The 24392-nt window shown below is 60.1% G+C and carries 19 protein-coding genes and 1 tRNA gene; 5 read left to right on the forward strand and 15 right to left on the reverse strand.

The window, feature by feature from the left end; all coding sequences use genetic code 11:
* The first annotated feature begins 59 nt into the window (after positions 1–59).
* Positions 60–839 carry an arginyltransferase gene (locus AAID99_RS06020; RefSeq protein ID WP_498493425.1) on the forward strand — a complete coding sequence of 260 codons (780 nt, stop codon included), beginning with the start codon at positions 60–62 and terminating at the stop codon, positions 837–839.
* Between the two features lie 15 nt (positions 840–854).
* Here AAID99_RS06020 and parC read toward each other — a convergent pair whose 3' ends face one another.
* Positions 855–3077 carry a DNA topoisomerase IV subunit A gene (gene parC, locus AAID99_RS06025; protein WP_188426899.1) on the reverse strand — a complete coding sequence of 741 codons (2223 nt, stop codon included), beginning with the start codon at positions 3075–3077 and terminating at the stop codon, positions 855–857.
* 243 nt (positions 3078–3320) lie between these two features.
* On the opposite strand from parC, the gene AAID99_RS06030 reads away from it, so the two are divergent.
* Together AAID99_RS06030 and AAID99_RS06035 are read left to right on the forward strand one after the other, a co-directional pair.
* Complete coding sequence (locus AAID99_RS06030; RefSeq protein ID WP_188426900.1) at positions 3321–4031, forward strand: bacteriorhodopsin; 711 nt, start codon at positions 3321–3323, stop codon at positions 4029–4031.
* 31 nt (positions 4032–4062) lie between these two features.
* Positions 4063–4962 (forward strand): Brp/Blh family beta-carotene 15,15'-dioxygenase, encoded by a 900-nt coding sequence (locus AAID99_RS06035; protein ID WP_188426901.1) that lies wholly within the window; start codon positions 4063–4065, stop codon positions 4960–4962.
* On the opposite strand, the gene recO is transcribed toward AAID99_RS06035, so the two are convergent.
* From recO to rpsB, 3 genes are all read right to left on the reverse strand, one after another.
* Positions 4942–5751 carry a DNA repair protein RecO gene (recO, locus tag AAID99_RS06040; RefSeq protein WP_498493426.1) on the reverse strand — a complete coding sequence of 270 codons (810 nt, stop codon included), beginning with the start codon at positions 5749–5751 and terminating at the stop codon, positions 4942–4944. The genes AAID99_RS06035 and recO overlap by 21 nt on opposite strands.
* Positions 5752–5784: 33 nt before the next feature.
* Positions 5785–6690, reverse strand: coding sequence for a translation elongation factor Ts (gene tsf / locus AAID99_RS06045; protein ID WP_188426903.1), 906 nt, complete (start codon positions 6688–6690; stop codon positions 5785–5787).
* 104 nt (positions 6691–6794) lie between these two features.
* A complete protein-coding gene (rpsB, locus tag AAID99_RS06050; RefSeq protein WP_188426904.1) occupies positions 6795–7577 on the reverse strand; it encodes a 30S ribosomal protein S2 in 783 nt (260 codons plus the stop codon).
* Between the two features lie 519 nt (positions 7578–8096).
* On the opposite strand from rpsB, the gene AAID99_RS06055 reads away from it, so the two are divergent.
* Together AAID99_RS06055 and AAID99_RS06060 are read left to right on the forward strand one after the other, a co-directional pair.
* The gene (locus tag AAID99_RS06055; RefSeq protein WP_498493427.1) at positions 8097–8768 is read left to right on the forward strand and encodes a response regulator transcription factor; all 672 of its coding nucleotides are present in this window, start codon (positions 8097–8099) and stop codon (positions 8766–8768) included.
* Positions 8769–10142 (forward strand): sensor histidine kinase, encoded by a 1374-nt coding sequence (locus AAID99_RS06060; RefSeq protein WP_188426906.1) that lies wholly within the window; start codon positions 8769–8771, stop codon positions 10140–10142. It begins immediately after the preceding gene.
* Positions 10143–10639: 497 nt separating this feature from the next.
* Here the strand turns inward: AAID99_RS06060 and AAID99_RS06065 are convergent, their stop codons facing one another.
* The 11 genes from AAID99_RS06065 to lon all read right to left on the reverse strand — a co-directional run bounded on the left by AAID99_RS06065 (position 10640) and on the right by lon (position 24312).
* Positions 10640–10834, reverse strand: coding sequence for a hypothetical protein (locus AAID99_RS06065; RefSeq protein WP_188426907.1), 195 nt, complete (start codon positions 10832–10834; stop codon positions 10640–10642).
* Positions 10835–11082: 248 nt separating this feature from the next.
* The gene (gene dnaE, locus AAID99_RS06070) at positions 11083–14502 is read right to left on the reverse strand and encodes a DNA polymerase III subunit alpha (protein ID WP_188426908.1); all 3420 of its coding nucleotides are present in this window, start codon (positions 14500–14502) and stop codon (positions 11083–11085) included.
* A 44-nt stretch (positions 14503–14546) separates the two neighbouring features.
* Positions 14547–15230, reverse strand: coding sequence for an ABC transporter ATP-binding protein (locus AAID99_RS06075; protein WP_188426910.1), 684 nt, complete (start codon positions 15228–15230; stop codon positions 14547–14549).
* Positions 15223–16470 carry a lipoprotein-releasing ABC transporter permease subunit gene (locus tag AAID99_RS06080; RefSeq protein ID WP_188426911.1) on the reverse strand — a complete coding sequence of 416 codons (1248 nt, stop codon included), beginning with the start codon at positions 16468–16470 and terminating at the stop codon, positions 15223–15225. Before AAID99_RS06080 ends, AAID99_RS06075 begins: the two co-directional genes overlap by 8 nt.
* 2 nt (positions 16471–16472) lie before the next feature.
* Positions 16473–17813, reverse strand: coding sequence for a proline--tRNA ligase (gene proS / locus AAID99_RS06085; RefSeq protein WP_188426913.1), 1341 nt, complete (start codon positions 17811–17813; stop codon positions 16473–16475).
* 68 nt (positions 17814–17881) lie between these two features.
* Entirely contained in the window at positions 17882–19528 is a 1647-nt protein-coding gene (locus AAID99_RS06090; protein ID WP_188426915.1) for a ribonuclease J, read from the reverse strand.
* 36 nt (positions 19529–19564) lie between these two features.
* Positions 19565–20356, reverse strand: coding sequence for a type III pantothenate kinase (locus tag AAID99_RS06095; RefSeq protein ID WP_188426917.1), 792 nt, complete (start codon positions 20354–20356; stop codon positions 19565–19567).
* 10 nt (positions 20357–20366) lie between these two features.
* Positions 20367–21095 (reverse strand): biotin--[acetyl-CoA-carboxylase] ligase, encoded by a 729-nt coding sequence (locus tag AAID99_RS06100; RefSeq protein WP_188426919.1) that lies wholly within the window; start codon positions 21093–21095, stop codon positions 20367–20369.
* 22 nt (positions 21096–21117) lie between these two features.
* Positions 21118–21192: transfer RNA gene (locus AAID99_RS06105), tRNA-Val, on the reverse strand.
* Between the two features lie 49 nt (positions 21193–21241).
* Positions 21242–21526: an HU family DNA-binding protein gene (locus AAID99_RS06110; RefSeq protein ID WP_023977491.1), complete on the reverse strand. Its 285-nt coding sequence runs from the start codon at positions 21524–21526 to the stop codon at positions 21242–21244.
* Positions 21527–21852: 326 nt separating this feature from the next.
* Positions 21853–24312: an endopeptidase La gene (lon, locus tag AAID99_RS06115; protein ID WP_188426921.1), complete on the reverse strand. Its 2460-nt coding sequence runs from the start codon at positions 24310–24312 to the stop codon at positions 21853–21855.
* Positions 24313–24392 lie beyond the last annotated feature (80 nt).

Consider the following 24392-nt stretch of genomic DNA (forward strand, 5'->3'; position numbering starts at 1 on the left):
GGCCGAAATTCAAAGGCTACCATCTTGCAACGATAAAATTCATCGTAAAATATGCGAGGATGGAGGAGCATCACTCAAAGACACCGGATAACGCAGGGGAGGAAGAAAGGGTGGTTATGTCGGCACATCGTCCACAGCTTTTCTACACGACCCAACCCTCCCCCTGCCCTTATCTGCCAGGGCGCATCGAGCGAAAGGTCATGACCGAGCTCACCGGGATCGATGCCGATCTGCTGCATGACCGGCTGTCGCGCGCCGGTTTCAGACGCAGCCATGGCATTGTCTATGCGCCGGTTTGCCATAACTGCCAGTCCTGCATTCCCATCCGGCTGCCCGTTTTCGAGTTCGAACCTGACCGCACCATGCGGCGGATCAGACGGGGTCTCACCGATCTGACCGTAGTGGAACGGCCCATCGTCGCCACCATCGAGCAGTATGACCTGTTTCGCGCCTATCAGGAGCAGCGCCACATCGATGGTGACATGGCGCTCATGGGGCTCGATGATTATCAGGCCATGATCGAGACCAGCCCGATCGAGACGAGTATCTTCGAATTCCGCACAAGAGAAGGCAGACTTGTCTGCGTTTCTCTCGTCGACATGCTCTCCGACGGTCTGTCGGCGGTCTATACCTTCTATTGCGTCGATGACCCTCAACGCTCTTACGGCACGGCCTCGATCCTCTGGCTGATCGAAGAAACCGCCCGACGCGGCAAGTCCTATCTCTATCTCGGCTACTGGGTGCCTGGCAGCGCCAAGATGGGGTATAAATCGCGCTTTCGCCCGGCAGAAATCCTCAAATCCGGGCAGTGGCAGCGTCTTGCCATTCAGGAAGACTGAACGGCGAGGCTCGTGTCAGCCACGCGATGCGGGTTTGCGCGTCATCCACTGAGGGGCAGCCTTGCCCTGATCGGCGCGCTTGCCTGTAATCGAGGCGAGATCTGCTTCACTGCGCGGCTTTTGCCCCTCATGCCAGACCAGCCCCTCAGTGCTCGAGAACACACGCAGATCGACCAGACGCTGACCCGGCGGGAGTTTCTGAATGGTGACGCCCATGCCCTTGGTCATCTCCGGCAAGGCAGAGACCGCAAATGACAGGGCCTTGCGATTGCTACCCATGGTCACAATCTGTTCGCCTGTCACAGCCACGCAGAACGAGGCGCGGTCACCGTCACGCAGGGTCAGTACCTGCTTGCCCGTACGCTTTTCTGCCGCCATGTCGACATCGCGCACCACCATCCCTCGCCCGCTCTCGCTCGCAAGAATATGGCGGCCGTTCTCGTCGAGAACAAAGAAGGTGACGATCTCTTCTTCCTGCGGCAGGTCGGCCAGAACACGGATCGGCTGGCCAAAGCCACGTCCACGCGGCAGATCGGCTGCCTTGAGCGTGAAGACACGCCCCCCGCTCACCAGAAGACATAGTCGCTCGGTGCTCTGGCATTCGAGCGAGAGGCCGAAGGCGTCGCCTTCCTTGAATTTATGGCTTTCTGGGTCGATACCGTGCCCCTTGATCGCCCGCACCCAGCCTTCACGCGACAACAGAACGGTCAGCGGTTCGCGATCGAGCTGGATGGCTGCGCTCAGATCGATCGGCGCAGGGGGCGCTGCAATCTGCGTACGGCGAGCGCCAAGCGCGCCATCGCCAAAGCGCGCTGCGGTCGCCTCAAGCTCCTTGCCGATACGGTTCCAGCGCTTGCGCTCACTGCCAAGCAGCCCTTCAAGGCCTGCCTTCTCCTTGAGCAGAGCATCGCGCTCCTTGCGGATCTCGATTTCCTCGAGCCTGCGCAGCGAACGCAGACGCATGTTCAGCACATATTCGGCCTGCAGCTCTGTCAGGCTGAAGGCCAGCATCAGCTCGGGCTTGGGCTCATCGCCTTCGCGAATGATGCGGATGACCTCATCCAGATTGAGATAGACCGCCAGAAATCCTTCGAGAATTTCAAGGCGACGTTCCACCGCGCTGAGACGGTGATTCGAACGACGAACGAGCACGATTTCACGGTGATCGAGCCATGACTGGATGACCTCCCGCAGCCCCATGACACGTGGCACACGGTTGGCATCCAGCACGTTCATGTTCAGGCTGAAGCGGCTCTCAAGCGCCGTGACGCGAAAAAGCGTCTCCATCAGCACTTCAGGCTCGATACCCTTGGTCTTCGGCTCAAGAACAAGGCGAATATCGGTCGTGCTCTCATCCCGGATATCGGCGAGCAGCGGCAGCTTCTTCTGCTCCATCAGCTCGGCAATCTGCTCGATCAGGCGCGATTTCTGCACCTGATAGGGGATTTCGGTCACGATAACGGTCCAGGTACCGAAACGCCCCTGTTCGACGTCCCAACGCGCCCGCGTCCGGAAGCTGCCACGCCCGGTCTCATAGGCGGCGCGCATGCTCTGCGCTTCCTCGATCAGCACGCCACCTGTTGGGAAGTCCGGCCCAGGCATATACTGCATCAGCGTTTCGACGGGCGCCTGCGGGTCGTCAATCAGATGACGCGCGGCACGGCAGATTTCGGCAGCATTATGGGGCGGTATGCTGGTCGCCATGCCAACCGCAATACCGGCAGCCCCATTGGCCAGCAGATTGGGGAAAGCGCCCGGAAGCACAACCGGCTCGGCGTCTTCATTGTCATAGGTCGGGCGGAAATCGACGGCGTCGTCCTCGATGCCCTCCAGCAGCGCCTTGGCGACTTCGGTCAGACGGGATTCGGTGTAACGCATGGCTGCCGCGTTATCGCCGTCGATCGAGCCAAAATTGCCCTGGCCCTCGACAAGCGGATAGCGCACGGCAAAATCCTGCGCCAGACGCACCAGCGCCTCATAGACGGCGGCATCGCCATGGGGGTGGAACTTACCGATGACGTCACCCACCACGCGGGCGCATTTCTTGAAGCCGGAGCTCGGGTCCAGCTTCAGCTGCTGCATGGCGTAAAGGATGCGGCGATGGACCGGCTTCATCCCGTCACGCACGTCCGGCAGGGAGCGTGCCATGATGGTCGACATCGCATAGGCGATATACCGCTCGCTCAGCGCATCGGCGAGCTTCGTATCCTCGATATGTCCTGCCAGATCCTGACTCATGCCACGCCCTTTCGTTTCAAGGCAGATAAGGCGGCGCGAGGGGCGCTGTCCAGAGCAAATACCCCGTTTTTGTTCCCATCTTCATTGCACCGGGCCAGGGTCATGATTTGCCCGTCCTGCCCCTCGATCGCGCAGCTTTTCGCGCAACGGCCAGAGAAAAGTATCATGTCAAGTTAAGAGATTTACAACTTTATGTGTCAGGCGCCGTTCATCGCTCTCCTCTTCCTGTGAAAGACAGCGATTATGACCCTGACGGTTCTCTGGCTAACTGCCCTGATCATGTTTGCCGGTGGGACGGCCCTGCTTGTGCTCGGCAAGCGCCGCGCGGAAACCGAAGGGGTAATGAGCCTTGCCCATGGTATCGTGCCCATCATCGCTGGATGCCTCTACGTCGCCATGGCGACCGGACAGGGCGCCATGCTTCTCCCGACGGATGCCACTCTGGCGGGCGCCGCCAGCACGACCCGCATCTTCTGGTTCGGTCGCTATATCGACTGGGTCTTCACCACGCCGCTTCTTCTGGTTGGCTTGGGGTTTCTGGGCATGTTCCGCGGCCGCAAGCGGGGCGATCTGCTGCTGGGGGCGGTCTCGGCAGATGTGATCATGGTGATCACGGCCTTCGCGTTCAGCGCATCGGAAAACATCGCCAGCCGCTGGATCTGGTTCCTGCTGTCCTGCATCGCCTTTCTGGGCGTGTATTACGTTATCTGGGTCTCTCAGCTCGAGGCGAACCGTCTCGAACACCCTGAAGTCCAGAGCGCCTATATCCGAAGCGCTACGATCCTGTCGGTATTGTGGATGGTCTACCCGATCATTCTGGCTCTCTCGCCCGACGGGCTGGGCATTGTCTCGGACTCCGCCAGTGTCCTGGTGATTGCGGTTACCGATGTCCTTGCGAAGGTCGGGTTCGGCTTCATCAGCCTGTCGGATGACCGGAAGCTGGCGAGCGTCTGACCGTGTCTCGCCCGGGGCGCGCCCTGTGATCATGACAGGACGCCACGACCCTTTTCTACGCCTCTACTGGGGCTGCGCCGTGATACTTGCCGCAGCCTCGATCCTGACCAGCAGCACATTACTGGCCCTCGCGGCGATCATTCTTTTCGGGCTGCCCCATGGCGCCCTCGATGGTGAAATGGCGCGTCAGATCCTACGCCCCCGGTGCGGAGCGGCATGGTTCATTCTCTTTGCGCTCCCTTATCTCGCCCTGCTCGCCCTCGTGCTCGTTCTGTGGCGCCTCTATCCGCTTGCAACGCTGACCGGCTTCCTTGCCCTCTCCCTCTGGCATTTCGGAAGTGAGACAAGCGAGAGCAGCGCATCGATACTCAGCGCGCTGATATATGGCGGCGCGCCACTCATCCTGCCGTGCGTTTTTCACCCGGCGGCAACAGCCTCCCTGCTAAGCGCGATGGCGCCACCAACGCATCTTACCTCCCCGCCCTTCTGGCTGGTCTGGCTTTTCCCGTTCTGGGTCATGGCAGCGAGTGCCTGGCTTGGCGTAACCCCTCGCGAGAAACGTTTGGAGAAACTGGGATTGCTCTGCGGGCTGACTGCGGTGTTCGCCGTGCTGCCGCCTTTGCAGGCATTCATGATCTATTTCATTTTCCAGCACGCGCCGGCCCATGTCGCGACGCTTGTCGAAGACAGGCGATGGAAACGCCTGGTCTCGGCGCAAGCGGCGTTACGCTACAGCCTGAGTCTGACGGCAGCGACGCTGATTATCGGCGCCTTGCTGATCCCGTTTTATACTGGCCCCATGGTCGAGCGGCTGCTTTCCCTTACCTTCCAGCTTCTGGCGGCGTTGACGCTGCCTCATATGGTATTCGACTTCCTGACAGGCCAAATAAAAGAAGAAACGCAGCTCTGGTCAGCCACCCGCCCCGTCTGACGGCGATAGCGAACGATCCTCCTGCTCGCCCTCTTCGTCAGCTTTCGGCATAGCCAGCGCTCTGACGCGCATTTCCAGTCGCTCCCGTGCGCCAGGAACAGGCCGATGGCGTGCGCCAAACAAATGGCGAGCGAGAAAATGCCCTGTCAGAGCAAGGCCCTGTGCCCAAAGTATCGGGTCATCAGCGCCCTCATCGCCACCATCCGGACGGAGATAGGCAGGAAGTGGCAGAAGGCGGTCGGTCCAGATTCCTGCCCCTTCCGCACTCACAGCGCGACCGGTTTTCGGGGAGACATAGCGCAGCCCATCCTGCACGCCAGTCACTGCGCAGGAATCGAGCGTCAGACCATAACCGAGCGTGGCAAGAAGCGCCGTCTCCCAACGGACGTAATCGATTAGCGGCGCCGGGTCGGCCAGCACGCAGAAGGCGGTCAGGTCGCGTATCGTCCGCAGAAAGAAATCAGGATGGGGTTCGCGATCCGGCAAGGCGGAATCGGTCAGTTCGGCAGCGGCCTGAACGAGGGCAAGCTGCAAGGGGCGGTCAAGAAGCCTGACGGCTGTTTCCTGCACCATTTCGCCAGTCAACTGACCAAGCTGGTCAGACAGGCGTGAGGCATAACGGGCCAGAATGAGATTGCCCGGTTGCCAGAGCGCGGCCTGACGCCGTGACGAACCGCCACGCACCAGACCGGCAATGCGGCCATACTCTTCGGTGAAGAGATGGACCACCGCCCCGCCCTCGCCGTAGCGGCGGGCAGAGAGGACGATCGCGGCGCATTCGAAATTCATGCGCCGCGCCCGATTTGAGGCCTGATCAGACGATCAGACGCCAGCAGCAGCGGCCACTTCAGCGGCGAAGTCGCTGGTTTCCTTCTCGATGCCTTCACCGAGCTGGAAGCGCTCGAAAGCAACGAGCTTGGCACCGGCCTTCTCGACAACCTTGGCAACGCGCGTCTCGCCGTCATGCACCCAGACCTGCTCCAGAAGAACGACTTCTTCATAGAACTTGCGAATGCGGCCTTCGATCATCTTCTCGATGATGGCTTCCGGCTTGCCGGATTCACGAGCCTGCTCGATCAGAACCTGGCGCTCACGCTCCAGAGCTTCCGGATCGACGCTGGCCACTTCGAGAGCTGCCGGACGGGTTGCCGCGACATGCATGCCGATCTGACGACCCAGCGTCAGCAGGGCTTCGGATTCCGACGGTGCTTCGACAGCTGCCAGAACGCCGATCTTGCCAACGCCCGGACGCAGCGCGCTGTGGACGTAGGAAGCGACGATGCCCGAAGGAACGGTCAGCACCTTGGCGCGACGCAGCGACATGTTCTCACCGATCGTGGCGATCAGGTGGGTCAGCTCTTCTGCGACCGTGCGGCCAGTGGCCAGCTTTGCCTGCGAAAGGGTGTCGAGATCGTCACCGGCTTCGAGCGCAGCATGAGCCACGGCCTCGACAAATGCCTGGAACGCTTCGTTGCGGCCCACGAAATCGGTCTCGGCATTGACTTCGACCATAGCGGCCTTGTTCTTGCCGGAAGCGACGGCCACGAGGCCTTCTGCCGTCGTGCGGCCAGACTTCTTTGCAGCCTGCGACAGCCCCTTGGCGCGCAGCCAGTCGATGGCGGCATCCATGTCGCCAGCAGCTTCGGTGAGGGCCTTCTTGCAGTCCATCATGCCGGCGCCGGTCTTTTCGCGCAGGTCACGAACGAGGGCAGCAGTGATTTCCGCCATGTTCCATACTCCTTCAGGAATGAAACGGCGCGCCGCAGCCTTTCAGCCGGGCACGCCCAAAATAGTCAGATGCCGGGAGAGCCCGAAAGCTCTCCACAGGCAGATCAGGCTTCAGCCGGAGCTTCTGCCGTCGTTTCCTCAACAACCGTCTCGACCGGCAGTTCTTCAGAAGCGCCGAAATCAACGCCCGAAGCAGCCATTTCAGCCGAGATGCCGTCCAGAACCGACTGCGCCACGAGGTCGCAATAGGTGGTGATGGCGCGGATAGCGTCGTCATTGCCCGGGATCGGGTAGGTCACGCCAGCCGGGTTGGAGTTGCTGTCGAGAACAGCAATGACCGGAATGCCGAGCTTGTTGGCTTCTTCAACAGCCAGCTTTTCCTTGTTCGTGTCGATCACGAACAGGATGTCGGGCAGGCCGCCCATTTCCTTGATGCCGCCGAGCGAACGCTCGAGCTTCTCGCGGTCACGGGTGATGTCGAGAATTTCCTTCTTCGTCAGACCATGCGTGTCGCCGGAGAGCATCTCGTCGATCTGGCGCAGACGCTTGATCGAACCGGTGATGGTCTTCCAGTTGGTCAGCATGCCGCCGAGCCAGCGATGGTTGACGTAGTACTGGCCGCAACGGGTTGCTGCTTCAGCAACGTGCTCGGCTGCAGCGCGCTTCGTGCCGACGAACAGCACGCGACCGCCACCGGCAACCGTGTTGCGAACGGCCTGGAGGGCGCGGTCGAGCAGGGGAACGGTCTGCTGCAGGTCGATGATGTGAACCTGGTTGCGGACACCGAAGAGATAGGGTGCCATCGCCGGGTTCCAGCGACGCGTGTGGTGACCAAAGTGAACGCCGGCTTCGAGCAGCTGACGCATGGTGAATTCGGGCATCGCCATGATGCAAATTCCTGTTCTTCTGGTTGTGCCTCCGTATGACTTCGCCAGCCTTGCAGGCCGACACCAGATAGTCTGTCGTCATACGTGCGAATTGCCCTTCTCCCCGACAGCGGAGCCGCCAGAGAAGTTAGACGGGCGCGGTATCGCCTTTTTTGCCCCAAAAGGCAAGGACGAAGCACCCAATCGCAGAGGAAACATGCATCCCGCCCTGGAACGATGTCAGAGAGCGACGCTATTTGCGCGCCGCAGCGCATCGCCGGATGCTTTGACTGGCGCCCTCCCTTGCCTGGACCGTGAGCCCCAAGCGCGCGCATCAGGCCGCAGCCTTTTGCAAAAGTGAACCGGACCCGCTGATTCGATGCAATTTCGAAAGAAAAATCCTGTGCGTGCACACCGGACGTGTCATGTTCACGCAATGTTGCCCTGCTAAGCGCTCCGCCGCGCACAGGGTCCCTCACACCCGCGCCATACCTTTTGACCTGGGTGGCCCCGGCGGCACCCATTTTCGGAATTACGTCGATGCGGATCCTGTTGATTGAAGACGAACTGGATATGGCGGTGCTGATTACCAGAAGCGTCCAGGACGCAGGATTCGCGATCGATTCCGCGCGCACGCTCGCCGATGCACGGGAAATGGCGGCCCTCGCCTCCTATGCGCTCATCATCCTTGACCGCCGGCTCCCCGATGGGGACGGCCTCAGCCTTATCCGGAGTTTACGCACTGCGCAGCCCGGTGCGCCCATCATCGTCCTCTCCGCACTGGACGCCGTGCCGGACAGGGTTCAGGGCTTGAATGAAGGAGCGGATGACTATCTCGCCAAACCATTTGACATGGCGGAGCTTCTTGCGCGGGCAAGGGCCGCGCTGCGTCGCCCCGGCGCTGAAGACACGCCGCCCATGATCTGCGGCCGTCTTGGTTTCCACCCCTCGACGCGAGAAGTCACGATCGATGGAACCCCGGTGCTGTTCAAACGGCGCGAGCTTGCTGTCCTCGAGACACTGATACGGCGCGCCGGCAGGGTCGTCAGGCGCGAGACTCTGATCGAGGAAGTCTATGGATTCGACGATGAGATCCAGTCCAACACGCTGGATGCGCATATCTCACGTCTGCGCGTCCGACTTACCGCTTTCAAGGCGGGTATTGTAATTCATCCGATCCGCGGGGTCGGCTATCTTCTGGACCAGTGCTGAATGTGGATTCCCCGTTTCACCTCTTTGCGGATACGCATGACGGCCCTGCTGCTCGGCATTCAGCTCGTCTGTGTGCTCTTCGTGGTCTTTCTGCACCCGTTTCTTATACCAGATACGAGCTATACCGACATCGCGGATATCACGACCCAAGACCTTATCGAGGACTCGCTCACCGCTGACGCCTCGGGTGCGCTGGTCATCGCCCCCACACCGGCCCTGCGCCGATATGCCGCCACCCGGCCTGAACTGATCTACGCAATTGCAGGCGCTGACGGGCAGATCGCCCGTGGCTCGAACAAATATCTCAGCGACCTGCTGAAGCAAATTGCCCCCGTGCGACTGGAAGACTCCGAAGGCTTTGATACGAGGCGGCCCGGCAAGGGGCCGATCTATTTCGACACGCTCGAAACCCGTTTCGGCAAGCTCTTTATTGCAGTGACAGGAGAGGCGTTCGGGATCGCGGACATCCCAAGCTTTTTCGAGTTATTCAAGCCTCTCGTTCTTGTTTACAGCCCGCTGATGATCGGGGTCTTCATCTCACTTCCCCTTCTGATCATCTGGGCTCTGCGCCCGCTCAGCCTTGTCAAACGCGCTGCGGCCTCGATCGATCTTCATAATATCGATCATCCGCTTCCGACAGACGGATTGCCCAATGAGCTTCGTCCCGCCGTCGAGGCAATCAATGCTGCTCTCGCGCGTATTGCTGTCGGCTGGCAGCAGCAGCATTTCTTCATGGCCAATGCCGCTCATGAACTGCGTACTCCCGTTGCCATACTCCAGGCACGCATCGACCAGATCAGGCTCGATAGCGAGAGCCGGATGAGTCTGGGGCGCGATGTGCATCGGCTGCGCCGTCTGGTCGATCAGCTCCTGATCATCGCCCGTCTGGACCGGCAACAGACGACCTCTTTCACGCCCCTCGACATCGTGGACCTCTTACAGGGCGTGCTGGCGGATTGCGCACCTTATGTTCTGCGCAGCCGCCGATCGATCGACCTGCAGTGCAGTGTTCCGAAATGTGAGATCACTGGTGATCGGCAGGCGCTTGGTAGCCTTCTGACGAATCTGATCGACAACGCGACGAAGGCCGAACCCGAGGGAGGGACGATCTTTGTGAAGCTGGACGCTGCACCTACGCATATCACCATCGCGGTTTCCGATCATGGGGCGGGGATTGCCGAGGAAGATCGTCAGCATGTGTTCGAGCCGTTCTGGCGAAAGGACCATCACGAGCCAGGGACTGGTCTGGGCCTCGCTGCTGCGAGGGACATCGTGACGCTTCATGGCGGTAGCATACAGATCGACCAGACACCGGGGGGTGGCGCAAGTTTCAAAGTGGTCCTTCCCGTAGACCCGTCCATTTCGCCCAGATGATGATATGACATGGGAGGAAGAAAATCCCTTCTATAAGGTCTCGCCGTCAGACTCCTGCAATGTCCAGAAACTAGGTTCCTCAGAGCCGGTCATCCTGACGACGCAATTGTCGTCAGCCCCGGCCACGAGGCAAGACTGCGATGATGCAAGTAAGCATAATTCCGCCGCACCGCATGGTTCTGAAAACGACAGGCACTTGCCACCTCTCCTCCCAGCAGCGTCTGGCGCTCTCTGTTCCCTCGCCTTCTGAAGCCATGTTCCATGAGCGAAAACGGATACCTCTTCTCTCGGCTTCTCCAAACGCCATCATGGTAACGTCTGGAGCCGAGTACGGGCTGGTAGCCACATGGTGCGCCACCGCAAACGAGACATTCGGACGCGCTGTGCTCAGGGCCGTCGCCCTCCTGCGCAATGTTCGAGAAAACTGAGCAGATCTGCTGCTCACCCAAGGGATTCCACTCCGCATGATACCGACACGATCACGCCCGACCTTCCCATCATCGCCTCGCTCCCGGCAACCCATAACTCGATGGCTTGACGTCAAACCGCTCTACCCAGAATTCCGTATAGGGATGCGCGAGAATCGGCCCGCTGCGCGCGATGGTCTCAGCAGCCCGGTCCTCTCCTACGATGCACGAAAAAACGAGTTGGCCGATACGCGACCCGACGCCATGAAGCGTGCCTTCTGGCATACGCTGATATCGAGACGCGTCACGGGGCGCGCCGTGCAGATACTTAAGCTTGCCTCGGTGATGATCACAGAGGCAGCACTGTTACGTCCCATCTCGGCGGCGCTGATATTCGGGCTTCAGATTCGTCTTCTGAAACTTGCGCGTAAACGGGGCCTCGCGGCGAAACGCGGGGGATGAGCTAGTGCCTGAATGCAAAGAGCTCGGCGTAATGGTCCGAAACGCCGACACAGCGAGGCGGTGCGACGAGGTCAGAGATGATCGATGCGTGACACCCCCTGAATCGTCCGCAATTGCTCGCCAAGACGCGGCGTTACCGGGAAATGACCGCTGAGCGTCACTTCGACGGCCTTGGTGTCGTCGACGGCCGGTACCAGAATAATCTTGCCGCGTCCCCTGCCCTTGCTGCCCAGGAGATCGCGCACTTTCGTCACGGCTGAGGTCTCGCTTATCCAGACGCGCATTTCAGAGCTTTCCTGAGCCGCCGCCTTTTCCAGATCTGTCACGTCGGTCGCCGTGATGCGCAGCGCGTCACCTTCCAGTTTGAGATCAGCGGTTACCATTACGGCCTGACCCGCCACGAGCAGATCGCGGCAGCGCGACAGCACTTCAGAGAAGAGCGTGACCTCGCAGCCGCCCGTCGCATCAGAAAGGCGCACCCAGGCCATCTTGCTGCCGCTCTTGGTCGGACGTTCCTTCTTGTCGACGACGCATCCCGCAATACGCACGCGATAAGACCCGTTCTCGGCAGCCGTCATGAGGTTCTGCGACGTCAGCACATTGGCGCGCTTGAGAACCGAACGATAGGCGTCGAGCGGATGAGCCGACATGTGAAAGCCGATCGCTTCTGCCTCAGCCGCCAGACGCTCGAATTCGGGCCAGTAGGGCGCATCGGCAAGGCGAAGCTCTTCCGGTTCGGCTGCTGCGCCAAACAGACCGATCTGGCCCGAAGCGGCCTCCTGCGCTTCCGATTGCGCGCGGCGCATGATGATTTCCGAGCTGGCAAAAACGATATGACGCGGCTTGTCGAGTGAGTCGAATGCCCCCGCCTTGGCCAGATTTTCGATCTGTATCTTGTTGAGCTGTTTCGCGTCGCAACGCGAGGCCAGATCGGCGAGGCTGATGAACGGCTTGTCGCCACGTGCCTCGACGATCGCCTGCATGGCCGAGAAGCCAACGCGCTTGACCGCTGCCAGTGCATAGCGAATGGCCCAGCTGCCATCCTCCTGCTTTTCGAGCGAGAAATCGGCTTTCGAGCGGTTGATATCGACAGGCAGCACCTTGATTTTCATCCGGCGCGCTTCCTGACAAAGCGAAGCCAGCTTGTCAGTCTTTTCTCGCGCCAGCGACATACACCCGGCGAGGAAAGCCACCGGATGGTTCGCCTTCATCCAGGCCGTCTGATACGACACGAGAGCATAGGCGGCTGCGTGGGATTTGTTGAACCCGTAATCGGCGAAGCGGGCCATGAGGTCGAACACTTCAGCCGCTTTTTCCGGCGTGATCCCGCGTCCGGTTGCGCCCTTGACGAAAATCTCGCGCTGCGTGTCCATCTCGGCGCGGATCTTCTTGCCCATGGCACGACGCAGCAGATCGGCGCCGCCGAGGCTATACCCGGCCATCTTCTGCGCGATCTGCATGACCTGCTCCTGATAGACCATGATGCCATAGGTCTCAGACAGGATATCGCGGATCTCTTCGTGAGGCGGCTCCCACTCCGCGCCATGCTTGCGGGCGCAGTAATCGGGAATATTGGCCATCGGCCCCGGACGATAGAGCGCCACCGCCGCAATCAGATCCTCAAGCCGCGTCGGGCGCATCTGCTTGAGCACGTCGCGCATACCTGCGCCTTCGAACTGGAACACGCCGCCAGCATCGCCACGGGCCAGCATGTCATAGGTGGGCGCGTCGTCCAGCGGCAGGGTGGCCAGATCGACCTCAATGCCCTGCTGCGCGATGAAATTGATGCCGCGCTTGAGAATGGTGAGCGTGGTGAGGCCAAGGAAGTCGAACTTCACCAGCCCGGCCTGCTCGACAAATTTCATGTTGTACTGCGTGACCAGCATATCGCTCTTGGGGTCGCGATAGAGCGGCACAAGCTCGACCAGTTCACGATCGCCGATCACCACACCTGCCGCGTGAGTTGACGCGTGGCGATAGAGCCCTTCGAGCTGCAACGCGATTTCCATCAGGCGGCGCAGCGCCTCGTCGTTCTCGCGCATTTCCTGCAGGCGCGGCTCGCCATCGATCGCCTGTTTGAGCGTGACAGGCTTGGCCGGGTTATTCGGGATCAGTTCCGCCACGCGGTTGACCATGCCGAAAGGCAGGCCGAGCACACGCCCGACATCGCGCACCGCCGCACGCGCCTGAAGCTTACCGAAGGTGATAATTTGCGCCACGCGCTCGCCACCATATTCGGTGCGCACGTATCGGATCACCTCATCGCGCCGGTCCTGACAGAAATCGATATCGAAGTCAGGCATCGAGACGCGTTCCGGGTTCAGGAAGCGCTCGAACAGCAGATTGAAGGGCAGCGGGTCGATATCGGTAATGGTCAATGCCCAGGCCACAAGCGAGCCTGCACCCGATCCACGCCCCGGCCCTACCGGGATATCATGCTCCTTGGCCCACTGGATGAAATCCGCAACGATCAGGAAGTAACCGGGGAAGCCCATACGGGCGATGATGCCGAGCTCCATTTCGAGACGCGCCTCATAGCGCGCGCGTGTCGCCTCATCGGCGTCCATACGTTCGAGGCGCAGTCTCAACCCGTCCTGAGACATGCTCCGAAGCGTCTCTTCTTCCGTCGAGCCTTCATTGACCTTGGGGCAGACGGGCAGAAGCGGCGGGCGTGTCGAGACCTTCACCGCACATCGTTGTGCGATCATGAGCGTATTGTCGCAGGCCTCTGGCAGATCGGCGAAAAGAGCCTGCATAGCGTCGGGCGATTTGAACCAGTGCTCGGGCGTAACACGCCAGCGTTCCTGCTCGGCCATGGTGCGGCCTTGTGCAATACAGAGCAGGGCATCATGGGCTTCATGCATGGAAGGCTTGGCGAAAAAGCACTCATTGGTGGCAACAAGTGGCAGGCCCAGACGATCTGCGGCCGCGATCATCCCGGGCTCGACGGCTTTTTCTTCTGGCAGACCATGCCGGTGCAGCTCGACGGCCATGTGCTCGCCAAAGCCTTCCTGCAAACGACGCAGCAACGCCATTGCCTGATCTTCCTGCCCTTCGGCCAGCAGCCGGAACAGCGGGCCGCGCGTGCCACCTGTCAAAAGGAACAAGCCGTCAGAATGGGCGCAAAGCGTCTCGAGCAGAATGGCCGGGTCCGACGGATCGCCTTTGAGAAACCCTTCAGAGGACAGGAACTGCAGGTTGGCAAGACCGACCTCGTTGCGCGCCAGCGCCACCATGGGCTCTGACGGCGCGCCTGGCTTGTCGCTGCGTGATGGGAGGGCGAGCTGACAGCCGACGATTGGCTGCACCCCTTTGGCCGTGCAGTACTGGGAAAATTCCAGCGCACCGAACAGATTGCCCGTATCGGTCAGTCCCACCGCAGGCATGGCCGATTCGGCTGCCAGCGCCACCAGATCGGGGATGCGTATCGCCCCCTGGCTTAGCGAATAGGCGGAGTGATTACGAAGATGAACAAAGCGGGCATGGGACATGAGGCAGGATGTATCAGACCCGCCTCATGGCTTCATCCCTTTCTTTATTTCGCGACGATCTGGCCGTCCCGCAGGGTGACGACACGGTCCATGCGCGAAGCGAGCTCCTCGTTATGGGTCGCGATCAGGGCGCCCACATTCTCGCTACGCACGGCATGAAGCAACTCGTCAAACACGGCGTCAGACGTATGCACGTCAAGATTGCCGGTTGGCTCATCTGCCAGAAGCAGTCTGGGGCGATTGGCCAGAGCGCGGGCGATCGCCACGCGCTGCTTTTCACCACCCGAGAGCTTGCCGGGCAGATTTTGCAGACGATGGGCCAGACCAAAACGGGTCAGCAAATCGGTCGCCCGTGCCTTTGCCTCACGAGGGGCCACGCCTGCGACATGCTGGGGCAGCACCACATTTTCCAGCGATGAAAACTCGGCCAGAAGATGATGGAATTGATAGACGAAGCCGATCTCGTCCCGGCGTATCTGCGTCCGCAGAGTATCGCTGAGCGTGCGTGTCTCACGCCCAGCGACACGGACTGCGCCCTCCTGAGGGGATTCGAGCAGGCCCGCAATGTGGAGAAGCGTCGATTTGCCTGTGCCACTCGGCGCGACCAGCGCCACGATCTCACCGGGATAGAGATCGAAGCTCGCTCCCTTGAGAATCTCGAGTGTTTCGTCGCCCGACCGAAAGCGCCTCGTAACGCCCTCAAGGCTGAGGACCGGTGTTTCACTCATGGCGCAGCGCCTCGATAGGGTCGGTTTTGGCCGCGCGCCATGACGGATACAGCGTGGCAAGGAAGGAGAGCGCCAGCGCCATGACCATCACCTCGATAACCTGAGACCAGATCAGCTTCGCAGGCAGATGCTCGAGATAGTAGAACTCGGGATTGAACAGGCTTGTATGGGTGAGATGCTCCACACCATGCTGGATACGCTCGATATTGAGGCAGAACACCACACCGATGCCAAAGCCGATCAGCGTGCCTGATACGCCCACGGAGGCACCGCACATCAGAAAGATGCGCATGATCGCCCCACGGCTCGCCCCCAGCGTTCGCAGCACGGCGATATCGCGTGTCTTGTCCTTGACCATCATGATCATGGACGAAATCACGTTGAACGCTGCCACAAGAATAATGAGCGTAAGAATGAGGAACATCACGTTCTGCTGCACGGTCAGTGCGCCCAGAAAGGCATTGTTGCTCTGTGTCCAGTCCATGACCCGCAGTCTCGGGTCATCCAGTCGCTCGGCAATGGCACGCGTGACCGGTGTCACCTCCAGCGCATCTTTTGTCGCCACCTGAATGAGCGACACGGCACCGGGCATCATGAGAAAACGCTGTGCTGAATCGAGCGGCATGAGAATGACGCTCGTATCGTAATCATTGACGCCAGCGTCGAATACCATCGCCACATGATAGGCGCGTATGCGCGGCATGGTGCCAAAAGGCGTCGCCCGCCCATTGGGCGAAAGCAGCGTGACCTTGCTGCCAACGCTCAGCCCGGCCCGCGCTGCCAGTGTCGCGCCAACGGCAATGGCATCGTCACCCTGGAAATCGGCCAGCTTGCCCTCAACCACGGTATCGCTCAGCGCATGAAGATCACGCAGATCATCCGGCGCAATGCCGCGCACGACACCCCCTGTCGAGTAGTTGCCAGCATCGATCAGCACCGTGCCTTCCGCCATCGGGGTCACACGGGTGACGTTCTTCACGCCTTTGATGGCGACGACATCATCCTGATAATTGCTGATACTGTGACCGGCGCTGAAGATGTTCAGATCGCCATTAAGCCCGAGCACGCGCCCCATCAGATCAGCGCGAAAACCATTCATCACCGCCATGACAATAATCAGGGTTGCGACACCGAGCGCGATACCGATAAGCGAAAAAATGGCGATGATGGAAACGAAACGTTCCCCGCGACGGGCGCGCAGATAGCGCCCCGCCACCACGCGCTCGAAGCGATTGAACATGATCAGGCAGCGCCCTTGCCGGAAGCGTCAGTGCCCAGCACCTTGGCCAGCGCCTCGTCGACAGAAAGCTCGAAACGCTCGCCCGTGGCGCGGCGCTTGAGTTCGACCTTGCCTTCTTTCGCGCCGCGCGGGCCAACGATCATCTGCCAGGGGTGGCCCATCAGATCGGCATCGTTGAATTTCACACCGGCACGCTCGCCACGGTCATCATAAAGGAACGCATCGGGAGCCGCCGCATACAGCTTCTCGCACAGCGCATCCACCGCTTCGTCACCCGGCTTGAGGCTGAGAATGGCCGCAAGGAAAGGCGCCACCGAGTCAGGCCAGATGATACCGGCCTCATCATGGCTGGCTTCGATAATCGCGCCAACGAGGCGGGACACGCCAATGCCGTAAGAACCCATTTCCGGGAAGAACTGGTTGCCGTCGGCGCCGCTCACAGAAATCCCCATGGATTCCGTATATTTCGTGCCGAAATAGAAGATATGTCCGACCTCGATACCACGCCCCTCGCGACGACGATCAGCCGGCACGTCTTCCCAGGCCTTTTCGTCATGCATTTCGTCGGTTGCGGCATAGAATTTCGTCACGCCGCTGAAGAAGGCCTCGAGGCTCTTGTGATCGGCGATATCCACCGCCTCGTGCAGCCAGTCCTGCTCCTCGAGCGCTGCATCGAAGAACACGCCGCTCTCGCCCGTGGGGGCCAGCACCAGGAATTCGTGGCTCAGATCGCCACCGATCGGGCCCGTGTCGGCCTTCATCGGCACAGCGCGAACGCCGAGACGCTGGAAGGTGCGCAGATAGGCCAGCATCATGCGACGATAGGCCGCAACGGCATCGTCATAAGACGCATCGAAGGAATAGGCGTCCTTCATGAAGAATTCGCGACCACGCATCACGCCAAAGCGCGGGCGCAGTTCGTCGCGGAATTTCCACTGCACATGGTAGAGCGCCTGGGGCAACTCACGATAGGATTTAATCACCTGGCCGAAAAGATCGGTGATCATTTCCTCATTGGTCGGCCCATAAAGCAGTTCACGATCCTGACGATCGCGAATGCGCAGCATCTCCGGCCCATAGGCATCATAACGGCCTGAACGCTTCCACAACTCGGAAGACTGCACGGTCGGCATCAGCAGTTCCTGCGCACCGATCGCGTTCTGCTCTTCGCGCACGATCTGCTCGATATTACGCAGAACCCGCAGCCCGGCTGGCAGCCAGGCATAGATGCCGGCCGATGTCTGGCGCACAAGGCCAGCGCGCAGCATCAGGCGATGCGAGGCAATCTGGGCCTCGGAAGGCACTTCTTTGAGGGTAGGCAGAAAACCGCTGGAGAGACGCATCAGGCTGGACCATTCCGGAGAAAAACCGCGCGCCTTTTACGGCGCGTTCAGGAGTATTGGCTGCGGGATCAGACCCGCAGCAGATGAACATCGACCAGCGGCCGCTTCTGCAGCTTGCGTCCGAGCGCACGACGCAACGCCGTCTTGGCGGCGTCGCGGAAAGCAGCATCGTCACGACGCAGATCATCGGGAATCTCGTCGATCGCATCTGCGAATTCTTCCGAGATGCGCGTGCTCTCGGGGTCTTCTGCCTCAAGCAGGCCCGGCGCGCTGATCTTGGGCATGCCGATTACATAGCCCTCATCGTCCACCGCGAAACTGGCCAGTACCATGCCGTTGAACAGCATCTTGCGACGCGCTGCTAGAACACCGCCCGTCATGGGCAGCAGACGCCCGCCATCAAGCGCGAGACGGCCTGTAGGAGCCGTATCGACCACTTCAGCGTGGTCGGGGCCGAGACGCAGCAGATCGCCGTCTTCGAGAAGGATCGCTTCCGCGCCTGTCTCGCGAGCCAGAGCAGCATGGGCCGTCAGATGACGCCATTCACCATGTGTCGGCACGCTCAGCTTCGGGCGGACAAGGCTGTAGAGATGACGCAGATCATCCGAGGTCGCATGACCCGACACATGCACCAGATGATCCTTGTCGGTCAGCACAGTGGCACCACGACGGGTCAGATTGTCCTGAACCGCCATGACAGCCTGTTCGTTACCCGGGATCATGCGCGACGAATAGATCACCGTATCGCCCTCACCGAGGGAGATATTGGGATGAACGTCGGAGGCAATGCGCGAGAGCGCCGAACGCGGCTCGCCCTGGCTGCCGGTGATGATCATCAGCAAGCGGTTATCAGGAACCGAATTGGCTTCGCGCTCGTCGAGGAACGGCGGGATATCCTGCAGATAGCCGCATTCACGCGCAGCCACTTCGAGGTTGCGCAATGAGCGCCCGACAACCATCACCTGACGGCCTGCCGCCTTGGCTGCACGGGCAATGCTTTCGACACGCGCAACGTTCGAGGCAAAGCAGGTGATCGCCACGCGACCATGAAGGGTCTTGATCAGACCCGCCATGGAATCGCGCACCTGGCCTTCCGTCCCCGAAATACCCTCGCGGAACACGTTGGTACTGTCGCACACCATGGCCAGAACGCCTTCGTCACCGACGGCCTTGAAGGCATCGAGATCGGTCAGCGGGCCGACAACAGGCTCACGATCGAGCTTGAGGTCCCCTGTATGCACGATTGTGCCGTAAGGCGTGCGCAGCACCAGAGACTGCGCCTCGGGCACGGAATGGGTCACGTTGATGAACTGCAGGTCGAACGGGCCGACCTCGAAGCGCGAGCCCATCGGTATGGTGTGGATGGTCACCTGCGGCAGAAGATGCGCCTCGCCCAGCTTGCGTCGCAACACGGCGGCGGCAAAAGGCGTCGCATAGATCGGGCAGCGCAGCTGGGGCCAGAGATGGGCAACAGCGCCCAGATGGTCTTCATGCGCATGGGTGATCACAAGGCCGCACAGGCTCTTGTGGCGCTCTGCGATGAAGAGCGGGTCGGGCATAAGGATTTCGGCTTCGGGGGTATCATTGCCCGAAAAACCAATACCGCAATCAATGGCCAGCCACTTGCCGTCAAGGCAGTAGAGATTGAAATTCATACCGATCTCGCCGGTCCCGCCCAATGGCAGGAATGCGAGACCCTTTTCAGTCACTGACATTCAAAATTCCTAGAAACAAATAGAAGAAACACACCTTCATCCTGGTGCCGGAATAAATTCACCCGTCGAATTGCGCGCAGCCAGAAGGCGCAATCCGTCGAGTGTGAGTGTTGGAGCAACATGCTGGAACAGGTTCGTTCCCTCAGAAAAAAGCGGGGCCAGACCGCCCGTGGCGATCACCTTGATCGGGGTGGCCATCTCAAGCGCGATGCGCGAGACGATCCCTTCGACCAGACCGACATAACCCCAGAAAAGTCCGGACCTCATGGCCACACTCGTGCTGCGACCGATGGCAGATGATGGCCGACCGACACTGATGCGAGGCAGACGTGCCGCAGCCTGGTGCAGCGCCTCGAGCGACAGGTTGACACCCGGCGCGATCGCCCCACCACAGAATGCCCCTTCCTCATCCACAACGTCGAATGTCGTGGCCGTGCCAAAATCGACGACGACCAGCGGGCCACCATAGAAATGCTGCGCTGCAAGCCCGTTGAGGCGACGATCAACCCCGACCTCCGAAGGTGTATCGACCTTCAGCGGATAGCCCCAGTCGAGGGCTGTATTGGCAATAAGGGGTTCGAGATCCAGCCATTCGCGACACAGGCGGCGCAGATGATAGAGCGCGGCTGGCACAACCGTGCCGATGATGGCCCGTGAGATAGCCTGGGGATTCAGGCCGGAACGTTCGATCAGACTCAGAAGCCAGACGGCATATTCATCAGAAGTGCGCTGGTCATTGGTTGAGATGCGCCAGGTGCCGCGCCATTCCCTGCCATCATGCACGGCAAAAACGATATTGGTATTACCGGCGTCGACAACGAGGAGCACAGACCGTCCTTCACCCAAGCAGTAGAATATCCCCCGCCGCGAACGTCTGAATCTCGCCCTGAACGGTTTGAAGTAGCAGTCGACCGCCCACGTCGAGACCTGCGAAGAAACCCTCTATATAATCAGCCCCCCTCTGAACCGCAAGCCGCGAGCCTGGCTCGTGTGCCCGATCGAGCCAGGCGATGCGGATCGGCTCGAAGCCCCCACGCTCCCAGCGGTCGAGCCAGAGACCGAACTGCTCGAGAATACGCCTTGCAAGATCCTCCACCCCAATCTGCGCGCCCAGCGCCGCAGCCGAGACGGTCTTTCGTCCCTCGATCAGGGGGGCGGTACGCAGGTTGACCCCTATACCGGTGACGATCCAGGGAGCGTGAGGCGTGCCGCCGCGCTCGATCAGTACGCCGCAGAGCTTGGCGCCCCCGCAAACAACGTCATTGGGCCATTTGAGCCGCAGCCCCGAATCAGGGAGCCAAAAGGAGAGCGCCTCATGCACCGCTACAGCCACAAGAAACGGCATGGCCAGAATCAGGGCCTCTACGCGCTCATGCCGTAGCAGGAAGGAGAAAGACAGATTGCCCTGGGGCGCTGTCCAGACACGACCACGCGTACCCCGCCCGGCTGTCTGGAGATGCGCGAGAACGGCCATACCGTTCGGGGCGCCTTGGTCGGCTTGCTGCTTACAGAAATCGGAGGTCGACCCGAGCGTTTCGTAACACGTCAGGGACCAGGGGAAGCTCATGACTCTTCCAGATGCTGAGGAATGGTGGGCGATGACGGGATTGAACCGCCGACCCTCTCGGTGTAAACGAGACGCTCTACCGCTGAGCTAATCGCCCTCAGGACAGGAAGCGTCGAATCGCTGCCTGTCGTGAAACTGGGGATACGTTAACTTACGGCATCCTTCAAGCCCTTGCCGGGACGGAAACGGACAGAAACCGATGCCGGTATGTCGATTTCCTCTCCCGTGCGCGGATTGCGCCCCTTGGCGGCCTTGCGCGTGGCGGTAGCGAAAGAGCCAAACCCGACCAGACGCACCTCCTGCTTGCGCGCCAGAGCTTCTTCGATACTGGCGAAAAGCGCCTCTACCACATCACCTGCCTTGGCTTTAGGCAGATCGGTCTTCTCGGCGACCGCTGCGATGAGCTCCTGTTTGTTCAGCGGCTTTTCCATCTCGTTCCCTTATAGAATTCCTGAAAATCCGACCCTTTATGGGTCGCTCGGCATGTCTTGCAGGGCACTATGAAGGCGTTTTCTGTTACGTCAACCGCGCAGAGCGCCACGGGACGACGCTGTTTAACGCTTTAGTCAAAGCTGCGTCTTTCCTGCCATGCAAAGCAAAATGGCCGCCCCTTTCGAGGCGACCATCATGCATTGCAGAAAACAGGTAGTCATATCCCTCAGCGAGCAAGGTCCACATTTGGACCCTGAAGGCAGAGGGTAACAGGCTTAACCCGCCTGATGCCCCTCGCCTCCCCGTGGACAGCACCCTGGCAGCGTCAGTGCGGCAACTGGCTCGACAGCACCTCGGCAGCGCGCCCTGCCGGTACGTCTTCTTCCTCGTCCCATTCAATCGCCTCGGGCGGACGCACAAGCGCTGCCTCAAGAACCTGATCGACATGGGAAACGGGAATGATCGTCAGCGCCTCTTTGACGTTGTTCGGAATCTCGGCGAGATCCTTCTCATTGTCTTTCGGGATGAAGACCGTTGCGATACCGGCACGGGTTGCCGCAAGCAGCTTCTCTTTAAGACCACCAATCTCGAGCACACGACCACGAAGCGTGATTTCACCGGTCATGGCCACATCGCGGCGAATGGGAATACCGGTCATCACGCTCACGATCGAGGTCGCCATGGCAACACCGGCAGACGGCCCGTCCTTTGGCGTTGCACCCTCGGGCACATGCACGTGGATGTCACGCTTTTCGAAAATCGAGGGCTTGATGCCGAAAGACTGCGCACGCGAGCGAACATAGGAAACCGCGGCAGAGACGCTTTCCTGCATCACCTCACCCAGCTTGCCGGTCGCCTTCACATGGCCCTTGCCTGGCAGCATCACGCTTTCGATGGTCAGAATCTCGCCACCGACTTCCGTCCATGCCAGACCGGAGACCATGCCAACGAGATCTTCGGTTTCCGTCTCGCCATGCTTGAAGCGACGCACACCGGAGAACTCATCGAGATTTTCCGGCGTGATGGCAATCGTCTCGACCGAAGAGGTCACGAGACGCTTGACGACACGACGGGCAATCTTGGCGATCTCACGCTCGAGGCTACGTACACCGGCTTCACGCGTGTAATGCTGGATCAGGCTGCGCAGGGCTGCATCGCTGATCGACCATTCATGCGGTTTGAGGTTATGTGCCTCGGCCTGCTTGCCCACCAGATGGCGACGGGCAATCTCGACCTTCTCATCCTCGGTGTAACCCGACAGACGGATGATCTCCATACGGTCCAGCAAAGGCTGGGGCATGTTCAGGCTGTTCGCCGTGGTCACGAACATCACGTCCGAAAGATCATAATCGACTTCGAGATAATGATCGTTGAACGTGCTGTTCTGCTCCGGATCCAGCACCTCAAGAAGCGCCGAAGACGGATCACCGCGCCAGTCAGAACCGAGCTTGTCGATCTCATCGAGCAGGAAGAGCGGGTTGGACGTCTTGGCCTTCTTCATGCCCTGAACGATCTTGCCCGGCATCGAGCCGATATAGGTGCGACGATGCCCGCGAATTTCGGACTCATCATGCACACCACCCAGCGACATGCGCACGTACTGGCGCCCTGTCGCCTTGGCGATCGAACGCGCCAGTGAGGTCTTGCCGACACCCGGCGGGCCAACGAGGCACAGGATCGGCCCCTTCAGCTTCTGGGAACGCGTCTGCACGGCCAGATATTCAAGGATGCGTTCCTTGACCTTCTCAAGACCGTAATGCTCGGATTCAAGCACTTCTTCCGCTGCCGTGAAATCACGCGACACTTTCGAGCGCTTCTTCCAGGGAATGCTCAGGATCCAGTCGAGATAATTCCGTACAACGGTAGATTCAGCCGACATCGGGCTCATGCCGCGCAGCTTGCGCAGCTCGCCCATGGCCTTCTCGCGCGCTTCCTTGCTCAGCTTGGTCTTGACGATCCGCTCTTCGATTTCAGCTGTCTCGTCACGGCCGTCCTCACCTTCACCGAGCTCCTTCTGGATCGCCTTGAGCTGCTCGTTAAGGTAATATTCGCGCTGGGTCTTTTCCATCTGCCGCTTGACGCGGTTACGGATCTTCTTCTCGACCTGAAGAACGCCGATCTCCTGCTCCATATGGGCAAAGACCTGCTCCAGACGATGGCTGACAGAACCGCCTTCAAGGATATCCTGCTTTTCAGCGATCTTGAGGTTCAGATGGCTCGCAATGGTGTCTGCCAGTTTCGAGAGATCCTCGATCTGGTTGAGAGACACCATGACTTCAGGCGCAATCTTCTTGTTGAGCTTGATATACTGCTCGAACTGAGAAATCGCCGTGCGGCCGAGGGCCTCGACCTCGCTCCCGGTTTCCGGTGCGTCAGCCACTTCCTCGATCTCGGCCTCGAAATGGCCGTCGATATCGTGGAATTCCTTGATGCGCGCGCGACGAATGCCCTCGACCAGCACCTTGACGGTGCCGTCAGGCAGCTTGAGCAGCTGCAGGATCGTGGAGATCGTGCCGAAACGGTAGATATCCTCTGCCGGCGGATCATCCTGCGAAGCGTTCTTCTGGGCAACAAGCAGGATCTGCTTGTTGTCACGCGTGACAGCTTCCAAGGCACGAACGGATTTTTCGCGACCGACAAAGAGCGGCACGATCATATGCGGGAAGACGACGATATCGCGCAGCGGCAGGACAGCAATTGTCTCGACCGGCTTTGCCTTGGCTGCTTCTGCCTTGGCTGCGGTGTTGAGCTTGCTCGCCGCAGTCTTCCTCTTTTTTTCACTCATGAAACTCTGATCTCCTTGAGGACGATCTCGGCAATGTCACCCGAAATTTGGCGTGAACGACGCCGCGTCTTGACTGCCGA

The organism is Asaia sp. Ae19-3, from assembly GCF_059801175.1.

Bases quoted from the DNA above. Each gene is read 5' to 3' on its own strand.
- parC (WP_188426899.1), bottom strand. From the start codon at position 3,077: ATGAGTCAGGATCTGGCAGGACATATCGAGGATACGAAGCTCGCCGAT.
- dnaE (WP_188426908.1), bottom strand. From the start codon at position 14,502: ATGTCCCATGCCCGCTTTGTTCATCTTCGTAATCACTCCGCCTATTCG.
- recO (WP_498493426.1), bottom strand. From the start codon at position 5,751: ATGAATTTCGAATGCGCCGCGATCGTCCTCTCTGCCCGCCGCTACGGC.
- AAID99_RS06065 (WP_188426907.1), bottom strand. From the start codon at position 10,834: ATGCCAGAAGGCACGCTTCATGGCGTCGGGTCGCGTATCGGCCAACTC.
- AAID99_RS06035 (WP_188426901.1), top strand. From the start codon at position 4,063: ATGACAGGACGCCACGACCCTTTTCTACGCCTCTACTGGGGCTGCGCC.
- lon (WP_188426921.1), bottom strand. From the start codon at position 24,312: ATGAGTGAAAAAAAGAGGAAGACTGCGGCGAGCAAGCTCAACACCGCA.
- AAID99_RS06110 (WP_023977491.1), bottom strand. From the start codon at position 21,526: ATGGAAAAGCCGCTGAACAAACAGGAGCTCATCGCAGCGGTCGCCGAG.
- AAID99_RS06055 (WP_498493427.1), top strand. From the start codon at position 8,097: ATGCGGATCCTGTTGATTGAAGACGAACTGGATATGGCGGTGCTGATT.
- tsf (WP_188426903.1), bottom strand. From the start codon at position 6,690: ATGGCGGAAATCACTGCTGCCCTCGTTCGTGACCTGCGCGAAAAGACC.
- AAID99_RS06030 (WP_188426900.1), top strand. From the start codon at position 3,321: ATGACCCTGACGGTTCTCTGGCTAACTGCCCTGATCATGTTTGCCGGT.
- AAID99_RS06090 (WP_188426915.1), bottom strand. From the start codon at position 19,528: ATGTCAGTGACTGAAAAGGGTCTCGCATTCCTGCCATTGGGCGGGACC.
- rpsB (WP_188426904.1), bottom strand. From the start codon at position 7,577: ATGGCGATGCCCGAATTCACCATGCGTCAGCTGCTCGAAGCCGGCGTT.
- AAID99_RS06020 (WP_498493425.1), top strand. From the start codon at position 60: ATGGAGGAGCATCACTCAAAGACACCGGATAACGCAGGGGAGGAAGAA.
- AAID99_RS06100 (WP_188426919.1), bottom strand. From the start codon at position 21,095: ATGAGCTTCCCCTGGTCCCTGACGTGTTACGAAACGCTCGGGTCGACC.
- proS (WP_188426913.1), bottom strand. From the start codon at position 17,813: ATGCGTCTCTCCAGCGGTTTTCTGCCTACCCTCAAAGAAGTGCCTTCC.
- AAID99_RS06075 (WP_188426910.1), bottom strand. From the start codon at position 15,230: ATGAGTGAAACACCGGTCCTCAGCCTTGAGGGCGTTACGAGGCGCTTT.
- AAID99_RS06060 (WP_188426906.1), top strand. From the start codon at position 8,769: ATGTGGATTCCCCGTTTCACCTCTTTGCGGATACGCATGACGGCCCTG.
- AAID99_RS06080 (WP_188426911.1), bottom strand. From the start codon at position 16,470: ATGTTCAATCGCTTCGAGCGCGTGGTGGCGGGGCGCTATCTGCGCGCC.